The organism is Cupriavidus sp. TMH.W2, assembly GCF_050847365.1.
GTDB lineage: Bacteria > Pseudomonadota > Gammaproteobacteria > Burkholderiales > Burkholderiaceae > Cupriavidus.
On sequence record NZ_CP193792.1, the window covers coordinates 305,566 to 323,946 of the forward strand.

An 18,381-nucleotide genomic window follows, 5' to 3' on the forward strand; every position below is an offset into this window, starting at 1 on the left:
ACAACTGTCAGGAAAAACTACTGAACAGTTCATCGAAAACTGTTCACAACTGTACATGGGATTGTAGTAACAGATGCGAATAATGGAAGCATGGCGGAGGAGGGCGCCGGCGACCGTGACGACATGGCATCCACGGGCCGGCGCCCGACGCGACCGCCGGGCTGACGAGGAGCAGGACATGCGCGAACTACGGACTTTCGAACTGGACAAGCCTGGGCACCCGGTAAGCTGGCGCGCCGGTTACGGGCAGACCGTCTGCGCGGTGGCGGGCAGGCTGTGGGTGACGGTCGAAGGCAACCCGAACGACATCTGGCTGACGCCGGGTGCCGAGCTTGCACTGCCGGAGGGCTACCGGGTGTGGCTGTCGGGCGATGGCGCGGGGGCGCGCTTCACGCTGGCGCAGGTGCCGGCGCCATGGTCGCTGCGCCGGCTGGCGGCGTGGCTGCGGGTGATGCGGCACCGGGCAGAGGAGCACAGCACGGATGCGTTCGGCGAGTGCCCGAGGATCTGGGCCTGAGCGACCGCTCACTTTTTTGCCGGAAAAGGCCACCTGCGGGTGTAATGCCGTTCAGTTAACCACTGTCGTTCCCGCGCAGGCGGGAACCCAGTGACTTCATCCCCGAAGGGGACGTGAAAGACGCTGAATTCCCGCCTGCGCGGGAATGACGGTAGCGTTTGATACCTTAACTGAACGGCATTACACCTGCGGGTGGCCTTTTGCCTTTCAGGGGCGCCTACTCTATAGGGGCAGGACCCGTCCGGCCTCGGGGTTCCGCCCCATTGATTGACGTTAACGTCAACGCCATATAATCGATCGGCCCCAACCGCGGCGCCCCGCCCGCGCGCGCAGCCAAGCCGGCGGCGCACGCCGCGGTGGCAGCCAACACCAGAGACGGTGGAGACCATGACCGACCTTTCCGATGTGCAGGATGTGCGCCGCGGGGCGCCCCAGCCCAAGCCCGCCGCGCAGGGCCGCGGTCCGGTCAACAAGGTGCGCTTTGTCACGGCGGCGTCGCTGTTCGACGGCCATGACGCCTCGATCAACATCATGCGCCGCATCCTGCAGTCGCACGGCTGCGAGGTGGTCCACCTGGGGCATAACCGCTCCGTCGAGGAAGTGGTGACGGCGGCGCTGCAGGAAGACGCGCAGGGCATTGCGATTTCCAGCTACCAGGGCGGCCATGTCGAGTTCTTCAAGTACATGGTCGACCTGCTGCGCGAAAAGGGCGGCGAGCATGTGCAGGTGTTTGGCGGCGGCGGCGGCGTGATCGTGCCGGACGAGATCCGCGAGCTGCAGGCCTATGGCGTGGCGCGCATCTACAGCCCGGAGGACGGCCAGCGCATGGGCCTGGCCGGCATGATTGCCGACATGGTGCAGCGCTGCGACATCGACCTGTCGCGCTATGCGCCCGCCAGCCTGGACCCGGTTGCCGCAGGTGACCGCCGCGCGCTGGCGCAGCTGATCACAGCGCTGGAGAACGGCAAGGCCGACCCGGCGCTGGTGCAGGCCATGCATGCGCAGGCTGCCAGCGCAACCATCCCCGTGCTCGGCATCACCGGCACCGGCGGTGCCGGCAAGTCGTCGCTGACCGATGAACTGATCCGCCGCTTCCGGCTGGACCAGCAGGATGCGCTCTCCATCGCGGTGATTTCGATCGACCCGTCGCGGCGCAAGTCGGGCGGGGCGCTGCTGGGCGACCGCATCCGCATGAATGCGATCAACCACCCGAACATCTTCATGCGCTCGCTGGCCACGCGCGAGGCGGGCTCCGAGATCTCGCAGGCGCTGCCCGACGTGATCGCCGCGTGCAAGGTGGCGGGCTTCGACCTGGTGATCGTCGAGACCTCAGGGATCGGGCAGGGCGATGCGGCCATCGTGCCGCACGCGGACCTGTCGCTGTATGTGATGACGCCTGAGTTCGGCGCGGCCAGCCAGCTCGAGAAGATCGACATGCTGGACTTTGCCGACTTTGTCGCCATCAACAAGTTCGACCGCAAGGGCGCGCAGGATGCCTGGCGCGACGTGGCCAAGCAGGTGCTGCGCAACCGCGAGCAGTGGCACGGCAAGGCCGAGGACATGCCGGTCTACGGCACGCAGGCGTCGCGCTTCAATGACGATGGCGTAACAATGCTCTACCAGGGCCTGCGCGAGGCATTGGCCGCGCGTGGCCTGAAGCTGAAGCCGGGCGTGTTGCCTGTGCAGCAGGGCCGCATCTCCACCGGCCAGAACGTGATCGTGCCGCCGGCGCGCAGCCGCTACCTCGCCGAGCTGGCCGATACCGTGCGCGCCTACCATCGCCGCGTGATGGATCAAAGCCGCATCGCGCGCGAGCGCCAGCAATTGCGCGAATCCAGCCGCATGCTGCAGGCCGCGCAAGGCGACGGCGCCGCGCTGGACGCGCTGGCCGCCGAACGCGACAGCGCGCTGGGCCATGTCGAGCGCAAGCTGCTGGCGATGTGGCCGCGGATGCGCGAGGCCTACAGCGGCGATGAATACGTGGTGAAGATCCGCGACAAGGAAATCCGCACCGGGCTGGTCACCACCACGCTGTCGGGCACCAAGGTGCGCAAGGTGGTGCTGCCGCGCTTCGAGGACGACGGCGAGGTGCTCAAGTGGCTGATGCGCGAGAACGTGCCCGGCAGCTTCCCGTACACCGCCGGCGTATTCGCCTTCAAGCGCGAGAACGAAGACCCCACGCGCATGTTCGCCGGCGAGGGCGATGCCTTCCGCACCAACCGGCGCTTCAAGCTGGTTTCCGAAGGGATGGATGCCAAGCGCCTGTCGACCGCGTTCGACTCGGTCACGCTGTACGGCGAAGACCCGCATGTGCGCCCCGACATCTACGGCAAGGTCGGCAACTCGGGCGTGTCGATCGCCACGCTCGACGACATGAAGGTGCTGTACGACGGCTTCGACCTGACCAGCCCCAGCACCTCGGTGTCGATGACCATCAACGGACCGGCGCCTACCATCCTGGCGATGTTCATGAACACCGCCATCGATCAGCAGCTCGACAGGTTCCGCTCCGACAACCAGCGCGAGCCCAGCGCCGACGAGGAAGCCAAGATCCGCGCCTGGGTGCTGCAGAACGTGCGCGGCACGGTGCAGGCCGACATCCTCAAGGAAGACCAGGGCCAGAACACCTGCATCTTCTCCACCGAGTTCTCGCTCAAGGTGATGGGCGATATCCAGGAGTACTTTGTCCACCACCAGGTGCGCAACTTCTACTCGGTGTCGATCTCGGGCTACCACATCGCCGAGGCCGGGGCGAATCCGATCTCGCAGCTGGCGTTCACGCTGTCCAACGGCTTCACCTATGTGGAGGCGTACCTGGCGCGCGGCATGCATATCGACGACTTCGCGCCCAACCTGTCGTTCTTCTTCTCCAACGGCATGGACCCCGAGTACAGCGTGCTGGGCCGCGTGGCGCGCCGCATCTGGGCGGTGACCATGCGCGACAAGTACGGCGCCAACGAACGCAGCCAGAAGCTGAAGTACCACATCCAGACCTCGGGCCGCTCGCTGCATGCGCAGGAGATCGACTTCAACGATATCCGCACCACGCTGCAGGCCCTGATCGCGATCTACGACAACTGCAACTCGCTGCACACCAACGCCTACGACGAGGCCATCACCACGCCCACCGGCGAGTCGGTGCGGCGCGCGCTGGCGATCCAGCTGATCATCAACCGGGAATGGGGCGTGGCCAGGTGCGAGAACCCCAACCAGGGCAGCTTCCTGATCGAGGAACTGACCGACCTGGTGGAAGAGGCGGTGCTGCAGGAGTTCGAGCGCATTGCCGAGCGCGGCGGCGTGCTGGGCGCGATGGAGACCGGCTACCAGCGCGGCAAGATCCAGGAAGAGTCGCTCTACTACGAGCAGCTCAAGCACGACGGCACGCTGCCCATCATCGGCGTGAACACCTTCCGCAACCCTAACGGCGACCCGATCCCGCAGAAGCTGGAACTGGCGCGCTCCAGCGAGGCCGAGAAGCAGAGCCAGCTTGACCGCCTGCAGGCCTTCCAGCAGGCCCATGCGGCCGAGGCGCCGGCCATGCTGCAGCGGCTGCGGCAAGCGGTGATCGACAACCAGAACGTGTTCGCGGTGCTGATGGAAGCGGTGCGGGTCTGCTCGCTGGGGCAGATCACGCATGCGCTGTTCGAGGTGGGCGGGCAGTACCGGCGCAATATGTAGACCCGGCGGCACCGCGCATCAAGCCGTGCCCGATTACCGCGCAGGGCGGCCGCAGTGAAGGGCCGCCCTGCGTTACACTCAAAGGCTGCGCCGGCGGCCGCGCCACGGCACATCGCATTCGAGACCACAGCAAGCCAGAGATCATGGACACCCAGTACAACCCGAACAATATCTTCGCGAAGATCCTGCGCGGCGAGATGCCGTGCCTCAAGGTGTACGAGGACGACGACACCATCGCCTTCATGGACATCATGCCGCAGGCCGACGGCCATACGCTGGTGGTGCCCAAGGAAGCCGCGGTCAACCTGTTCGACCTGTCCGAGCACGGCGCGCAGGCCGCCATCGTCGCCACGCAGCGGGTGGCGCGCGCGGTGCGCGCGGCGTTTGCGCCCGACGGCATCTCCATCGGCCAGTTCAACGGCGCGGCCGCGGGCCAGACCGTGCCGCACGTGCATTTCCATATCGTGCCGCGCTATGCCGACAGCGCGCTGCGCGGCCACGCGCGCGAGATGCAGGACCCGGAACTGCTCAAGGGCCACGCCGAGCGCATCATCGCCGCGCTGCGCGAGCAGGGCGCCTGAACCGCGCCTGAACCGCGCCTGAACCGATTAATCAACGATCCAACCAAGCAGAGGAAGACAAGATGAGCATCAGGACAGTGGGCATCGTCGGTGCCGGCACCATGGGCAATGGCATCGCCCAGGCCTGCGCAGTGGCAGGCCTCGACGTGGTGATGGTCGACATCAGCGACGCCGCCGTGCAGAAGGGCGTCGCCACCGTGGCGGGCAGCCTGGACCGGCTGATCAAGAAAGAGAAGCTGACCGAGGCCGAAAAGGCCGCCGCGCTGGCGCGCATCAAGGGCAGCACGGCGTATGACGATCTCAAGGCCACCGATATCGTGATCGAGGCCGCCACCGAGAACTACGACCTGAAGGTCAAGATCCTCAAGCAGATCGACGGCATCGTCGGCGAGAACGTGATCATCGCGTCGAACACGTCGTCGATCTCGATCACCAAGCTGGCCGCCGTGACCTCGCGCGCCGACCGCTTTATCGGCATGCACTTCTTCAACCCGGTGCCGGTGATGGCGCTGGTGGAACTGATCCGCGGCCTGCAGACCAGCGACGCCACGCACGCCGCCGTCGAGGGCCTGTCCAAGCAGCTCGGCAAGTACCCGATCACGGTCAAGAACAGCCCGGGCTTCGTCGTCAACCGCATCCTGTGCCCGATGATCAATGAAGCCTTCTGCGTGCTGGGCGAAGGCCTGGCCTCGCCGGAAGAGATCGACGAAGGCATGAAGCTGGGCTGCAACCACCCGATCGGGCCGCTGGCGCTGGCCGACATGATCGGCCTGGACACCATGCTGGCCGTGATGGAAGTGCTGTACACCGAGTTCGCCGATCCGAAGTACCGGCCTGCGATGCTGATGCGCGAAATGGTGGCCGCGGGCTACCTGGGCCGCAAGACTGGTCGTGGCGTGTACGTGTATAGCAAGTGATTCGTGCGTTGACCTGACCCTCTGCTGGGAGGGTTTGTCGGTGAGAGGCCGGCGACTGGACATGGGTCCGGCGCCGGCCTTTTCCGTTTGCAGCGCTCCTCAAAACGATTTCTGAATCAGGTTGATCGCCTGGTCCAGCCGCGCCTTCAGCGGTGCCAGCAGGCAATGCAGTCCCAAGGCATCGGCAGACTCCTCTTCAAGATCGAGCAAGGTCAGGATCGACTGCATCCCGGCGCTGACGCGCAATAGCGCGTCGCAACCTTCCATAACAGTTTCGGCGACTTCTTCAGTTAGCTTCGTGAATTGTGCTGCCACAGTGGTTCTCCTTCGGCAAAGGGTTGTCCGGGTGAACTCCCGGTTGGATCATTGAATCCAGAAATCACTTTACAGCGTTTGACTGTGGGGATCACATCGCATATGATCCATTCACGTCACGGCTTTGTGAAATACAGGAATCGATTTTCTGCATGCCAATCAAGAAACTGGCGGATCTCGCGGAAGTGAGAATGGGCTACTCCTTTCGAAGTCGGCTGGAGCCACTGCTCGCTGGGGACGTGTCTGTCATCCAGATGAAGGACATTGATGATGCCGACCTCTTCCACCCGGAGGGGCTCGCGCGCATTGCAATGCCTGAACTGAGGGAGCGGCACTTCGTCATGGAAGGCGACCTGTTGTTCCGGTCGCGTGGCGGCTCCAACTCGGCGGCGCTGGTGGCTGCGCCGCTCGGGCGGACCGTTCTTGCCGCCCCCATGATGCTGATCCGTCCCTATTCGCCGGGCATCATGCCGGCTTACCTGCAGTGGTTCATCAACCTGCCGGCGACGCAAAGCGTGCTGGCCTCGCAGGCGGCTGGCACAGCCGTGAAGATGATCGGCAAGGCGGTGCTGGAAGAACTCGCAGTTGCGGTGCCGCCGCTGGCAGTCCAGCAAAAGATCGTAGAGATCGGGCGCCTTGCGGCAGCTGAAGCCAGACTAGCCGGCATGCTGCTCGATCGGCGCAAAGCGCTGACTGACAAGCTGCTGATGCAAACCGCGCAAGGCGCCGGCCACCGCGCCAGCACTAACTGAACCCGGGTCGTGTGCAACCGCCACGACCACGCATGACACAAGAGGAACAAGGCATGACCGACAAGGTGACTCAGCAAGAAATCAACGCCACCGCCTGGGCGGCCTGCGATACCTTCCGCGGCACGATCGACCCCGCCCAGTACAAGGACTACATTCTGGTGATGCTGTTCCTCAAGTACATCAGCGACCTGTGGGGCGATCACTACGCCGCGTACCAGAAGCAATATGGGAACAATGACGAGCGCATCCGCCGCAAGCTGGACCGCGAGCGCTTTGTGTTGCCGATGGTGGAGTTGAAGGACATCAAGGCCGGCAAGGTGCAGGATCGCTTCCTGGCGGACTTCTCCGCGCTATATGAGCGGCGCGGAGAAAGCAATATTGGCGAGCTGATCAATATCGTGCTTGACCAGATCGAAGAGGCCAACAAGACCAAGCTTGAAGGAGTGTTCCGCAACATTGACTTCAACAGCGAAGTCAATCTCGGCAAGGCCAAGGACCGCAACCGCCGGTTGAAGCATCTGCTGGAAGACTTCGTCAAGCTGGACCTGCGCCCGAGCCGCGTTGCAGAGGATGTCATCGGCAACACCTACATCTACCTGATCGAGCGCTTTGGTTCCGATGCCGGCAAGAAGGCGGGCGAGTTCTACACGCCCCGGATGGTGTCGCGCCTGTTGTCGACGCTGGCGGCGCCCAAGCCGGGCGACCGCATCTGCGACCCGTCCTGCGGATCGGGGAGCCTCCTGATCGAGGCCGCGCAGGTTGTGGAGGCCCAAGACAGCCACAATTACGCGCTGTTCGGGGAAGAGGTCAACGGCTCTACCTGGGCCCTGGCGCGGATGAACATGTTCGTCCACAGCAAGGATGCCGCCCGTATCGAGTGGTGTGACACCCTTAACAGCCCGGCACTGATCGAGGCCGACCGGCTAATGAAGTTCAATGTGGTGGTGGCCAATCCCCCGTTCAGCCTGGACAAATGGGGCTTCGACAATGCCGAGCGCGACCCGTACAACCGCTTCTGGCGCGGCGTGCCGCCCAAGTCCAAGGGCGACTGGGCGTTCATCACCAACATGATCGAACGTGCGCTGCCGCAAGAAGGGCGTGTGGCCGTCGTGGTGCCGCACGGCGTGCTGTTCCGGGGTGGCGCCGAGGGCCGCATCCGGCAGAAGCTGATTGAAGACAATCTGCTGGATGCCGTCATCGGCCTGCCCGGCAACCTGTTTCCCACTACCTCCATTCCGGTCGCCATTCTGGTCTTTGACCGCGCGCGGGAGAAAGGCGGCGTGCGCGAGGGGGTGCGCAACGTATTGATCATCGATGCCAGTGCAGATTTTGTGCCCGGCAAGAATCAGAACACCCTTTCCGACGCGCACTTCGACAAAATCGTTGCCACCTTCCAGGCCCGCAAGCGCCGGGACAAGTATGCCCATGTGGCTACCCCGAAAGAACTGGCCGGGAACGACTTCAACCTCAACATTCCGCGCTATGTGGATACGTTCGAGGAAGAGGAAGAGATTGATATCGCCGCGCTGCAGAAGGACATCGAGCAGCTGGAGGCGGAGCTGGTGGAAGTCCGGGCGAAGATGCGCCAACACTTGAAACTTCTGGGCTTGGAGGGCGTATGAACAAGGAGACCAATGTCCCGTCCACTGCAGTCTTGCCGCCGGCCTCAGCGGAATCTTCCTTCCTGCTATACGCCGCCGACGACGAGCGGGTGCATGTTCGCGTGCTGATTCATGCCGAGACCCTCTGGCTGCCTCAGCGCCAGATGGCGGAGTTGTTCCAAACCTCGGCGGACAATGTCAGCCAACACCTGAAAAACATCTATGCCGACGAGGAATTGACCGAGGTGGCAACTACCGAGGATTTCTCGGTAGTTCAAAATGAGGGCGGACGTGGCGTACGGCGCACAATCAAGCACTACAACCTGGACGCCGTCATTGCCGTGGGCTACCGCGTCAGTTCCCGGCGCGCCACCCAGTTCCGCATCTGGGCCACGCAAGTCCTGACGGAGTTCATCAAGAAGGGCTTTGTACTGGACGACGATCGTCTCAAGCAAGGCAAGCAGGCCTTCGGCGAAGACTACTTTCGGGAGTTGCTGGAGCGGATTCGCTCCATCCGCACCAGCGAGCGCCGCATCTATCAGCAGATCACCGACATCTTCGCCGAATGCAGTGTGGATTACGACCCGAAGTCGGAAATCACGCAGAGCTTCTATGCCATGGTGCAGAACAAGTTCCACTATGCCATTACGGGGAAGACGGCCGCCGAGATCATCCACGACAAGGCTGACCATAGTGCCCCAGGCATGGGTTTGCTGAGCTGGAAAAATGGTCCGCATGGCCGCGTGCTGGCTTCGGACGTTACGGTTGCCAAGAACTATCTTGCCGAGCCGGAGATCAAGCGGCTGGAGCGAACCATCTCCGGATTCTTCGACTACATCGAGAACGTGATTGAGAACCGGGTGCAGATGGGCATGGCGGATATGGCAGCCAGCGTCGACAAATTCCTGACCTTCAACGAGTACAAGGTGCTGATGGGCAAGGGTGCAATCAGCAAGATCCAGGCAGACAAGAAGGCGCTGGCAGAGTACGCCGAGTTCAACCGGACGCAGAGGATTGAGTCGGACTTTGATCGGGCGGTGAAAAAGATGCAGGGGGTGGTGGGCAAGGAGCGGAGGAAGAAATGATCTGGAAAACTGTGCCAGTCGGAGCCGTTATCCGCGCCTCGCAATACGGGTTGTCGCTTCCGGCTGGAGCTGCCGAAGGCACGCCGATCGTTGGCATGAAGGATATTCAGAGCGGCCGGGTTCGAGTCGACCCTGACGTTAGGGTCAGCATCACTGACGAGGATGCAAAGGACTACCTGCTCAACGATGGCGACATTCTCCTAAATCGCACAAATAGCCCAGATCTGGTCGGAAAGACTGGCATCTATCGCGGGAGGCAGAAGGCGGTCTTTGCCTCCTACCTTGTACGTCTGGAATTGGATCGAGATAAGGTCGATCCCGACTACTTGGTCCAAATTCTTGCCAGTGAAGGGGGGCAGCGCAATATTAGGCAACTGGCCACGCGGGCAGTTAGCCAGGCGAACATCAATCCTACGACGTTCAAGAACCACTTTCACATTCCACTTCCATCGTTGGAGGAGCAGGTCAGCATTCGCGATGTCCTTCTTGAATGGGATGTCGCCATCGCTAAGGCCGAGCGGCTGATTGAGGTACACCGCGAGCAAACTTCGCAATTGCGCGAGCGGTTGCTTCGAGATGGTACGAACACAATGCGGGAAAAGTTGCGCGCAGTTACACGCGAGTCAACTGAACGAAATCGCGGCCGTTTCAGCCGAAGCCTCATTATGGCCGTGACTAAGGAAAGCGGCATGCGACCTATGCGCGAAGAAACCATTGCCGCCAATATTGAGCGTTACAAGCTCGTGCCTCCGAACGCCTTTGCATATAACCCAATGAGGCTGAATATCGGCTCCATTGCGATGTCAGAGTTTGAGCATGATGTGCTAGTAAGCCCAGACTACGTGGTCTTCAAGTGCGACGAGGCGAGATTGCTTCCGCAATATCTTAACCATCTGCGATTTACCAACCACTGGATTAGCCATTTTGGCGCCGCAGGTAGCGGAAGCGTACGAGTACGTATTTACTATGGTGATCTCGCGGCGTTTGCCTTCGACCTTCCGCCTATCGGCGAGCAGCGACGAATTGTCGAGATTCTGGACGCAGCAGTTCTCGAGATCACGATGCTATGTCGCTATGCAGATCTGCTCAGGAAGCAAAAGCGCGGCCTCATGCAAAAACTTCTCACCGGCAAATGGCGCGTGCCAGCACAAACAGCGGAGGCCGCCTGATGGAAGGCTACAAGTCCACCGAGGAATACCTGTCGCAGCTTCCTGCGCTGCAACTGCTGATCAACCTGGGCTTCACCTATCTGTCTCCCAAGCAGGCCGCCGCGGCACGCGGCGGCAAGTCCGGCAACCTGCTGCTGGAAGACATCCTGCGAGAGCGGCTGAAGCAGAACAACCGCATCCAGCACAAGGGCCAGACGTTCCGCTTCTCGGAGGAAAACATCCAGACCGCCATCCAGCGGCTGAAGAACATCAGGTACGACGGCCTGCTAAAGACCAATGAGGCGGTCTACGACTTGCTGACGTTGGGCGTAGCGCTCGAACAATCGGTAGAGGGCGACAGCAAAAGCTTTACGCTCAACTACATTGACTGGCGGGACTGGACGGCCAATGCCTATCACATCTGCGCCGAATTCCCGGTGGAGCGCAACCGCAGCACTGAGGCCTGCCGCCCGGACCTGGTGCTGTTCGTCAACGGCATTCCGTTCGCAGTGATCGAATGCAAGGCGCCGCAGGTGGGTGTGGAGCAGGCAGTCTCGCAGTGCATTCGCAATCAGCGCGACGAGTACATCCCAAAGCTGTTCAGCTATGTGCAGTTGACGGTTGCCACCAACAAGAATGAAGTCCGGTATGCCACCACCGGCACCCCGAAGAAATTCTGGGCGGTATGGAAAGAGGATATTGCGCAGGCGGAACTGCGCGCCGTCATGGATGAGCCGCTGAGCACGGAAACCAAGTCCGGACTCTATGATTTCGTGGCTGAAGGATTGGGCGTGAGCCAGGAGCGGGCACCGTACCGAAAGGAACGTGCCATCACGGCGCAGGACCGGGCCCTGTACAGCCTGTGCCGCCCGGAACGCTTGCTTGCCCTCGCCCTGCAGTTCACAGTGTTCGACGGCGGCATTCGCAAGATTGCCCGCTACCAGCAGTTCTTTGCCATCCAGCGCATTCTTCAGCGGGTCAAGCACCGTGACGAGCTGGGCCGCCGTCAGGGCGGCATTGTCTGGCATACGCAGGGCTCCGGCAAGTCGCTGACCATGGTGATGCTGGCGCGTGCACTGGCAATGGATCCGGAGATCCGCAACCCGCGCATCGTGCTTGTGACCGATCGTGTGGACCTGGACAAGCAACTCGGCAACACCTTTGCTGCCTGCGGGCTGTCCCCTGACAGGGCGGACAGCGGCCGGCATCTGCTTGAACTGGTGTCGGAGAGCAAGGCGCATATCGTGACCACGCTGATCCACAAGTTTGACAAGGCCTTGGCGGTCAAGAAGCACGTGGAGGATTCCGCCAATATCTTTGTGCTGGTGGATGAGAGCCACCGGACAAACTTTGGCAGCTTTGCGGCGCGCATGCGGCAGATGTTCCCGATGGCCTGCTACCTGGGCTTCACCGGCACGCCGCTGCTGAAGAAGGAGAAGAACAACTTCAGCAAGTTCGGCGGTTTGATCGATGCGTACACCATCAGCCAGGCGGTACAGGATGGTGCGGTGGTGCCGCTGCTATATGAGGCCAGGCACGTCGAGATGGAGCCCAATAGCAAGGCCATCGACACATGGTTTGAGCGGCACACCCAAGGCCTGAACGACGCGCAAAAGGCGGACCTGAAACGCAAGTACAGCCGCGCCGAGACGCTGAACAAGGCCGAGCAAGTGATTTACATGCGTGCCTTCGATATCAGCGAAGACTTCCGGCAGAACTGGCAGGGGACCGGCTTTAAGGCGCAACTGGTAGCGCCCGGCAAGGCGGCCGCGCTGGCCTATCAGGCGGTGCTGAACGAACTGGGGCACGTCACATCCGAGGTCATTATCTCGCCGCCGGATATTCGCGAGGGCAACGAGGAAACGGACGAAGCGCCGACCGATGCGGTGGTGGCGTTCTGGGAAAAGATGATCAAGCGCTACGGCTCGGAAGAGGAGTACAACAAGCAGGTCATCAACCAGTTCAAGCACAGCGAGGCGCCGGAGATCCTGATCGTGGTGGACAAGCTGCTGACCGGCTTTGATGCGCCGCGCAATACCGTGCTCTACCTGACCCGCAAGCTGCGCGAGCACACGCTGCTGCAGGCCATTGCCCGCGTGAATCGCCTGTTTGACGATGAAGACGGTGCCCGGCCCAAGGATTTCGGTCACATCGTCGACTACGCCGGCGTGCTGGGCGAACTGGATCACGCGCTGACCACCTATAACGCGCTGGCCGAATTCGATGAGGCCGACCTGAATGGCGCGCTCAGCAGCATCAACGAGGAAGTGGCGAGGCTGCCCCAGCGGCATGCCGATCTGTTGGACTTGTTCAAGACGATTGCCAATCGGAATGACGAAGAGAGTTACGAGCTGCTGCTGGGTGACGAGAAGTTGCGGCACATGTTCTATGAGCGCCTGCATGCCTACGCCAAGACGCTATCGATAGCCATGTCGTCGGAGCGGTTCGTGCTTTCCACGCCGGACAACAAGCTCGCTGCGTACAAGAACGACCTCAGGCGCTTTGCCAATCTGCGGACCGCGGTGAAGTTGCGCTACGCCGAGGCCATCGACTATCGCGATTTCGAGGCCAAGATCCGGAAGCTGCTTGATACCCATATCGCAGCCAGTGATGTGCTCAGGCTGAATGAGCCGGTGAACATCTTTGACGAACAGGCGTTCAATCAGACCCTTGCAGAGCAGGGGCAGGCGAAGTCCTCTGCCGCCAAGGCAGACATGATTGCGCATGCCACCAAGAAGGCGATCTCAGAGCGGCTGGAACAGGATCCGGCCTTCTATGAGAAGTTCTCGAAGCTGATTCAACAGACCATCGACGATTTTCGCGCGCAGCGGATTTCCGACCTGGAATACCTGAACCGGGTCTTGGAGCTCAAGGACGCGGTGGTCCACCGCCGTTCGGACGACGCCCCTGCGCAACTGTCCGGCAATGAGCATGCCACCGCTTTATACGGGGTGCTCAAGCCGTATGTCGCAGCCCATATTGCCGAGACTGAGCGAGCTGCGGCCATCGCAGCCGAGACCGCCATCGACATGTGGTCCATCCTCCAGAGGAACTGGAAGGTGGGGTATTGGGCCGACGACGATGCGCAACGTCGCACGCAGAACGAATTTGATGACTACCTGTATGACGTCGTGAAAGGCGAAAAGGCGCTGCCCCTGTCTACGGATGAGATGGACGCGATCATGGACGACGCGATGCAACTCGCCAGACATCGGATGGTGGGTTGATGCAGGGAATTGGCATGACGACCGGCGTATTGACATATGGAAGCGAAGCCATCGCCTTTGTCGTGGAAGAGCGGCCAGCGCGCCGGACCCTCGGCATTGAGGTGCATCCGGACGGCAGCGTGCGGGTACTGGTCCCCCGGGACTGCGATGACGCAACCGTCCAGGAAAAGCTCAACCTGCGTGCCAGTTGGATCAGTCGACAGCTTGCAATGTTCGCGCGCTATGAACGCTATACGGCGCCCCGGGTCCCGCGGCAGTTCCTGAGTGGGGAGTCGCATCGATATCTGGGGCGGCAGTATCGCCTGCGGGTGCTGGCGAATGACCCGGTCGCCATTCAGGAATTGGTGAAGCTCACGCGCGGGGAAATAGTCGTGGCAAGCCCGACAGCGCTTACGCCGGAGCGCGTGCGCGTGCTTCTGCATCGCTGGTATCTGGACCATGCGCGCGATTTGTATATCAAAGTGGTGAGTGAGGCATTTTGCGCCTTTGGCACGCGTGGCTTGACCTGTCCGAATATAGTCATCCGCGAAATGCGAGGCCGTTGGGGGAGTCTCTCGCCCGGCGGGCAGATGACTTTGAATTCCCGCTTGATCCAGGCGCCCCGCCGCTGCATCGAGTACGTCGTCATGCATGAGCTTTGCCACCTGGTGCATCGGGATCACAGCAATGGCTTCTTCGCGCTTCTGACTGAACGTATGCCGGACTGGCAGAAATGGAAGGCGCGACTCGAAGAGGCGCTGCTTTGAAACGGGCTGTGCCCGCCCAAGGCCGCTTCAATCCCGCTTACACCGCGTTATATGCCGAAACACTCCGCCGCATCCGGTAACAGGAATGCGCGGTAGAGTGCACACCTCCTGAGTACGACAAAGAAGAACTCCAATGTTGCCTCCGGTTCTCGTTGCTGCCCTGCTTGCGGGTGCGATGTCCCTGCTTGCCGCCCGCTCGGCGATGGCTCATGTCGATGTCGGTGTCCAGGTCGGTACGCCCGCCCCGGTTTATGTGGCCCCGGCTCCGGTGTATGTGGCGCCGCCGCCGCCGGTGGTGTACGCGCCGCGTTACCACGGCTGGCGTGGCGACCGCTACTGGGATGGCCGCCGCTGGTATGGGCGAGATGCGTGGCGCTATCGGCGCGGGTATCGCGAGTACCGTGGCGATCACCATCATGGGCATGGCCACGGTCATCGTCACTGATGCGGATGCGCGAATGCGCCGACGGTTTGCTCAGCGCAGCAGTACCAGCCTGGGCACCGCATCCGCGCCGCACCACACCACCGCGTTCTGCCCGTACTTCTCGCCCAGCGCGCGCGCATCTTCCAGCGACAGCCCGGGCACCAGGTAGCTCGGCTCCGCCGGCCAGCCGTTGGACGGATGCTCGCCAGCGCCGCCAATCGTCCCCAGTCCCAGCCGCGCCAGGTCCTGCGCCAGCGCCTGCTGGCGCGTGGCGTTGGCGCTGTCATCGCAGCGCTGGCTGAACGGGTTGGCGGCGGTAATGAAGGCGCTGCACGCGACCCCCAACGCGCTGTGCAGCGCCGCCAGCCGCGTACTGGGAGCGTCGATGCGCAAAGTCATCGGCACCTCGCCAAGCACGCGGTAACGGGTTTCGCGATAAGCCTGCAAGGTGGCCGCATCGATGGCGCTGGCCACGTCATTCCCCGTACTGCCGCAACCCATCCAGGTCCAGCACCTCGATCACGCCATAGTCCACCCGCACCAGACCCTGCTGCTCCAGCACCTTGAGCGCCTGGTTGGCACGCTGGCGCGAGATGCCCGCGAGCAGGCCGATTTCTTCCTGCGAGATCTCCAGCGTCTTGCCGATCCCCGGGTACAGGTGCTCATTGAACAGCGACGACACCGCGCGCGCCACGCGCGAATCGATATCGAGCAGCCGCTCGTATTCCACCGCGGCAATGAACTGCCCCAGGCGCTCGTTGAACTGCGTCAGCAGGAAGCGCGTGAACGGCAGGCTGGTATCCAGCAACCACTGAAAAGTGTCGCGCGGCAGGAAGGCGATGGTGGAGCGGCGCAGCGCCATCACGTCGTACTTGCGGATCTCCGACTTGAGCACCGCGCCTTCGCCGAACCAGCCGCCGGTGGGCACGCCGGTGAAGGTGACCGACTTGCCCGAGGGCGACACCGTGGTGATCTTGACGATGCCTTCGAGCACGCCCATCCAGTGCTCGGCGATATCACCCTTGTGGCAGACGTAGTCGCCCTGGCTGTACTCGTGCACGAACATGGCGCGGCGCACGCGCTCCCGCTGCTCGGGGCTCAGGTCTGCTGCCCACACGCAGCGGTCGACAAAATCGTTCAGCATGGCCTGCGGAAGCTCCGGTAGGGATTAACCCGGAATTGTCACCGGCGTGACAACCGGGGTGGTTGGCATGGGCTATCGTACGATCACAACGGAACCGCGGGTGCCACCAGCGGCACGCCGGGGAAGGCGGAGACGCTGTCCCGGCGCGCTGAAAACAGGCACGAACGGGCTTGATGCGATGCGGCAGGTGCCGCCGGGCAAAGCAAGCCAAGTATAACGACCGGACCGGCGCTTGACACCGGGCGTGGACCCCCACGCCGGAGGGACAGGAGACAGCGATGCAGGAATCGTCGGCGACGACCTTCCCGCGATGGCTGCTGGCGCACGCCCAGCAGCGGCCGGATCATCCGGCGTATCGCGAGAAGGATCTCGGCATCTGGCAGACATACAGCTGGGCCCAGGCGGCGCAGCAGGTGAGGGCGCTGGCTTGCGGGCTGGCCGCGCTCGGTTTCAGGCGCGGCATGAACCTGGCGGTGGTGGGCGACAACCGTCCGCGGCTGTACTGGGCCATGACCGCGGCGCAGGCGCTGGGCGGCGTGCCGGTGCCGCTGTACCAGGACGCCATTGCCAACGAGATGGTCTACGTGCTCAACGATGCCGAGATCGAGTTCGCCATCGTCGAGGACCAGGAGCAGGTCGACAAGCTGCTTGAGGTGGAAGCGCAGCTGGCCGGGTCCGGCCGCGCCGTGCGCCACATCATCTTTGAAGACCCGCGCGGCCTGATGGACTATGACCACCCGTCGCTGATGTCTTACGAGCAGCTGCAGGAACTGGGCCGCGAATTCGACCAGGCCCATCCCGGCTTCTATGACGAGGCCATCGCCGCCGGCCAGCCCGACGACACCGCGATCATCCTCTATACCTCCGGCACCACGGGCAAGCCCAAGGGCGTTTGCCATTCGCACTACGGCCTGATCGGCGCGGCGCGCAACGGCTGCGCCTTCGACAAGCTCAGCGCGGACGATGACGTGCTGTCCTACCTGCCGATGGCATGGGTCGGCGACAACCTGTTCTCATACGCGCAGGCGATGGTGGCGGGCTTCACGGTGAACTGCCCGGAATCGCGCGAAACGGTGATGACCGACCTGCGCGAGATCGGCCCCACCTATTACTTTGCGCCGCCGCGCATCTATGAAGGGCTGCTGACGCAGGTGATGATCCGCATGGACGACGCCGGCTGGATCAAGCGCAAGCTGTTCAACTGGGCCATGGACGTAGCGCGCCGCTGCGGCACCGATATCCTCGACGGCCAGCCCGTGTCGCTGGCGAACCGCATGCGCTATGCGCTGGGCGAGGTCCTGGTCTACGGTCCGCTGCGTAATGTGCTGGGCATGAGCCGCATCCGCGTGGGCTATACCGCGGGCGAGGCGATCGGCCCGGACCTGTTCCGCTTCTATCGCTCGATCGGCGTGAACCTGAAGCAGTTCTACGGCCAGACCGAGACCTGCGCCTATGTGTGCCTGCAGCCCGACGGCAAGGTCAAGTTCGATTCCGTGGGCCCGGCCGCGCCCGGCATGGAGATCCGCATTGCCGACAACGGTGAGGTGCTGGTGCGCGGCGTGGGACTGCTCAAGTCCTACTACAAGCGCGACGACGCCACGCGCGAGGCCATCAACGACGAGGGCTACTTCATGACCGGCGACGCCGGCGTGATCGACGCCGACGGCCACCTGAAGATCATCGACCGCGCCAAGGACGTGGGCAAGCTGGCCGATGGCTCGATGTTCGCGCCCAAGTACATCGAGAACAAGCTCAAGTTCTTCCCGTACATCAAGGAAGCGGTGGCCTTCGGCAACGGCCGCGACCAGGTCTGCGCCTTTATCAATATCGACTTCGAGGCGGTGGGCAACTGGGCCGAGCGCAGGCACCTGCCGTACGCAGGCTATGTCGACCTGGCCGCGCAGCCCGACGTGCTGGAGATGATCGGCGAGTGCGTGAACCAGGTGAATGCCGACCTGGCCAACGACCCGATGCTGGCCGGTTCGCAGGTGGCGCGCTTCCTGGTCCTGCACAAGGAACTGGACCCGGACGACGACGAGCTCACCCGCACGCGCAAGGTGCGCCGCGGCTTTATCGCCGAGAAATACGGCGTGCTGGTCGAGGCGCTCTATGCGGGCAAGTCCGAGCAGTTCATCGAGACGCGCGTCAAGTTTGAAGACGGGCGCGAGGGCAGCGTGTCGGCCACGCTGAAGCTGGTCAATGCGAAGCGCCTGCCGGTGGCGGCGCGCGCGGCATGAGCGAGGGCA

15 protein-coding genes are annotated in these 18,381 nt (G+C 62.7%); 12 read left to right on the plus strand and 3 right to left on the minus strand.

Going from position 1 to position 18,381, the window contains the following annotated elements; translation table 11 throughout:
* Positions 1–178 precede the first annotated feature (178 nt).
* The 4 genes from ACREYQ_RS01455 to ACREYQ_RS01470 all read left to right on the plus strand — a co-directional run bounded on the left by ACREYQ_RS01455 (position 179) and on the right by ACREYQ_RS01470 (position 5,693).
* Entirely contained in the window at positions 179–517 is a 339-nt protein-coding gene (locus ACREYQ_RS01455) for a DUF2917 domain-containing protein (RefSeq protein WP_432259045.1), read from the plus strand.
* Positions 518–904: 387 nt separating this feature from the next.
* Complete coding sequence (gene icmF, locus ACREYQ_RS01460) at positions 905–4,195, plus strand: fused isobutyryl-CoA mutase/GTPase IcmF (RefSeq protein WP_432259046.1); 3,291 nt, start codon at positions 905–907, stop codon at positions 4,193–4,195.
* Positions 4,196–4,338: 143 nt separating this feature from the next.
* The gene (locus tag ACREYQ_RS01465) at positions 4,339–4,776 is read left to right on the plus strand and encodes an HIT family protein (protein WP_432259047.1); all 438 of its coding nucleotides are present in this window, start codon (positions 4,339–4,341) and stop codon (positions 4,774–4,776) included.
* Positions 4,777–4,838: 62 nt separating this feature from the next.
* Positions 4,839–5,693, plus strand: a complete 855-nt coding sequence (locus ACREYQ_RS01470; RefSeq protein WP_432259048.1) for a 3-hydroxybutyryl-CoA dehydrogenase — start codon at positions 4,839–4,841, stop codon at positions 5,691–5,693.
* 99 nt (positions 5,694–5,792) lie between these two features.
* On the opposite strand, the gene ACREYQ_RS01475 is transcribed toward ACREYQ_RS01470, so the two are convergent.
* Positions 5,793–6,008, minus strand: a complete 216-nt coding sequence (locus ACREYQ_RS01475; RefSeq protein ID WP_432259049.1) for a DUF1484 family protein — start codon at positions 6,006–6,008, stop codon at positions 5,793–5,795.
* A gap of 152 nt (positions 6,009–6,160) precedes the next feature.
* Between ACREYQ_RS01475 and ACREYQ_RS01480 the strand changes: the two genes are divergently transcribed.
* The 7 genes from ACREYQ_RS01480 (at position 6,161) to ACREYQ_RS01510 (ending at position 15,012) form a co-directional block, all read left to right on the plus strand.
* Positions 6,161–6,760: a restriction endonuclease subunit S gene (locus tag ACREYQ_RS01480; protein WP_432259050.1), complete on the plus strand. Its 600-nt coding sequence runs from the start codon at positions 6,161–6,163 to the stop codon at positions 6,758–6,760.
* Positions 6,761–6,813: 53 nt separating this feature from the next.
* Positions 6,814–8,382 (plus strand): type I restriction-modification system subunit M, encoded by a 1,569-nt coding sequence (locus tag ACREYQ_RS01485; protein WP_432259051.1) that lies wholly within the window; start codon positions 6,814–6,816, stop codon positions 8,380–8,382.
* Complete coding sequence (locus tag ACREYQ_RS01490) at positions 8,379–9,446, plus strand: virulence RhuM family protein (RefSeq protein ID WP_432259052.1); 1,068 nt, start codon at positions 8,379–8,381, stop codon at positions 9,444–9,446. The genes ACREYQ_RS01485 and ACREYQ_RS01490 overlap by 4 nt, the downstream gene beginning before the upstream one ends.
* Positions 9,443–10,615 (plus strand): restriction endonuclease subunit S, encoded by a 1,173-nt coding sequence (locus ACREYQ_RS01495; RefSeq protein WP_432259053.1) that lies wholly within the window; start codon positions 9,443–9,445, stop codon positions 10,613–10,615. The genes ACREYQ_RS01490 and ACREYQ_RS01495 overlap by 4 nt, the downstream gene beginning before the upstream one ends.
* Positions 10,615–13,821: a type I restriction endonuclease subunit R gene (locus tag ACREYQ_RS01500; RefSeq protein WP_432259054.1), complete on the plus strand. Its 3,207-nt coding sequence runs from the start codon at positions 10,615–10,617 to the stop codon at positions 13,819–13,821. The genes ACREYQ_RS01495 and ACREYQ_RS01500 overlap by 1 nt, the downstream gene beginning before the upstream one ends.
* A gap of 14 nt (positions 13,822–13,835) precedes the next feature.
* Positions 13,836–14,567, plus strand: a complete 732-nt coding sequence (locus tag ACREYQ_RS01505) for a M48 family metallopeptidase (RefSeq protein ID WP_432259055.1) — start codon at positions 13,836–13,838, stop codon at positions 14,565–14,567.
* Between the two features lie 136 nt (positions 14,568–14,703).
* Positions 14,704–15,012 (plus strand): hypothetical protein, encoded by a 309-nt coding sequence (locus tag ACREYQ_RS01510; RefSeq protein ID WP_432260336.1) that lies wholly within the window; start codon positions 14,704–14,706, stop codon positions 15,010–15,012.
* A gap of 30 nt (positions 15,013–15,042) precedes the next feature.
* Here ACREYQ_RS01510 and ACREYQ_RS01515 read toward each other — a convergent pair whose 3' ends face one another.
* Together ACREYQ_RS01515 and ACREYQ_RS01520 are read right to left on the minus strand one after the other, a co-directional pair.
* Positions 15,043–15,465 carry a DUF3293 domain-containing protein gene (locus ACREYQ_RS01515; RefSeq protein WP_432259056.1) on the minus strand — a complete coding sequence of 141 codons (423 nt, stop codon included), beginning with the start codon at positions 15,463–15,465 and terminating at the stop codon, positions 15,043–15,045.
* 1 nt (position 15,466) lies between these two features.
* The gene (locus ACREYQ_RS01520) at positions 15,467–16,135 is read right to left on the minus strand and encodes a Crp/Fnr family transcriptional regulator (protein ID WP_432259057.1); all 669 of its coding nucleotides are present in this window, start codon (positions 16,133–16,135) and stop codon (positions 15,467–15,469) included.
* Positions 16,136–16,413: 278 nt separating this feature from the next.
* Between ACREYQ_RS01520 and ACREYQ_RS01525 the strand changes: the two genes are divergently transcribed.
* Complete coding sequence (locus ACREYQ_RS01525; RefSeq protein WP_432259058.1) at positions 16,414–18,372, plus strand: AMP-dependent synthetase/ligase; 1,959 nt, start codon at positions 16,414–16,416, stop codon at positions 18,370–18,372.
* Positions 18,373–18,381: the final 9 nt, after the last annotated feature.

Bases quoted from the DNA above. Each gene is read 5' to 3' on its own strand.
- ACREYQ_RS01490 (WP_432259052.1), top strand. From the start codon at position 8,379: ATGAACAAGGAGACCAATGTCCCGTCCACTGCAGTCTTGCCGCCGGCC.
- ACREYQ_RS01520 (WP_432259057.1), bottom strand. From the start codon at position 16,135: ATGCTGAACGATTTTGTCGACCGCTGCGTGTGGGCAGCAGACCTGAGC.
- ACREYQ_RS01495 (WP_432259053.1), top strand. From the start codon at position 9,443: ATGATCTGGAAAACTGTGCCAGTCGGAGCCGTTATCCGCGCCTCGCAA.
- ACREYQ_RS01480 (WP_432259050.1), top strand. From the start codon at position 6,161: ATGCCAATCAAGAAACTGGCGGATCTCGCGGAAGTGAGAATGGGCTAC.
- ACREYQ_RS01500 (WP_432259054.1), top strand. From the start codon at position 10,615: ATGGAAGGCTACAAGTCCACCGAGGAATACCTGTCGCAGCTTCCTGCG.
- ACREYQ_RS01485 (WP_432259051.1), top strand. From the start codon at position 6,814: ATGACCGACAAGGTGACTCAGCAAGAAATCAACGCCACCGCCTGGGCG.
- ACREYQ_RS01455 (WP_432259045.1), top strand. From the start codon at position 179: ATGCGCGAACTACGGACTTTCGAACTGGACAAGCCTGGGCACCCGGTA.
- ACREYQ_RS01470 (WP_432259048.1), top strand. From the start codon at position 4,839: ATGAGCATCAGGACAGTGGGCATCGTCGGTGCCGGCACCATGGGCAAT.
- ACREYQ_RS01465 (WP_432259047.1), top strand. From the start codon at position 4,339: ATGGACACCCAGTACAACCCGAACAATATCTTCGCGAAGATCCTGCGC.
- ACREYQ_RS01505 (WP_432259055.1), top strand. From the start codon at position 13,836: ATGACGACCGGCGTATTGACATATGGAAGCGAAGCCATCGCCTTTGTC.
- ACREYQ_RS01525 (WP_432259058.1), top strand. From the start codon at position 16,414: ATGCAGGAATCGTCGGCGACGACCTTCCCGCGATGGCTGCTGGCGCAC.
- icmF (WP_432259046.1), top strand. From the start codon at position 905: ATGACCGACCTTTCCGATGTGCAGGATGTGCGCCGCGGGGCGCCCCAG.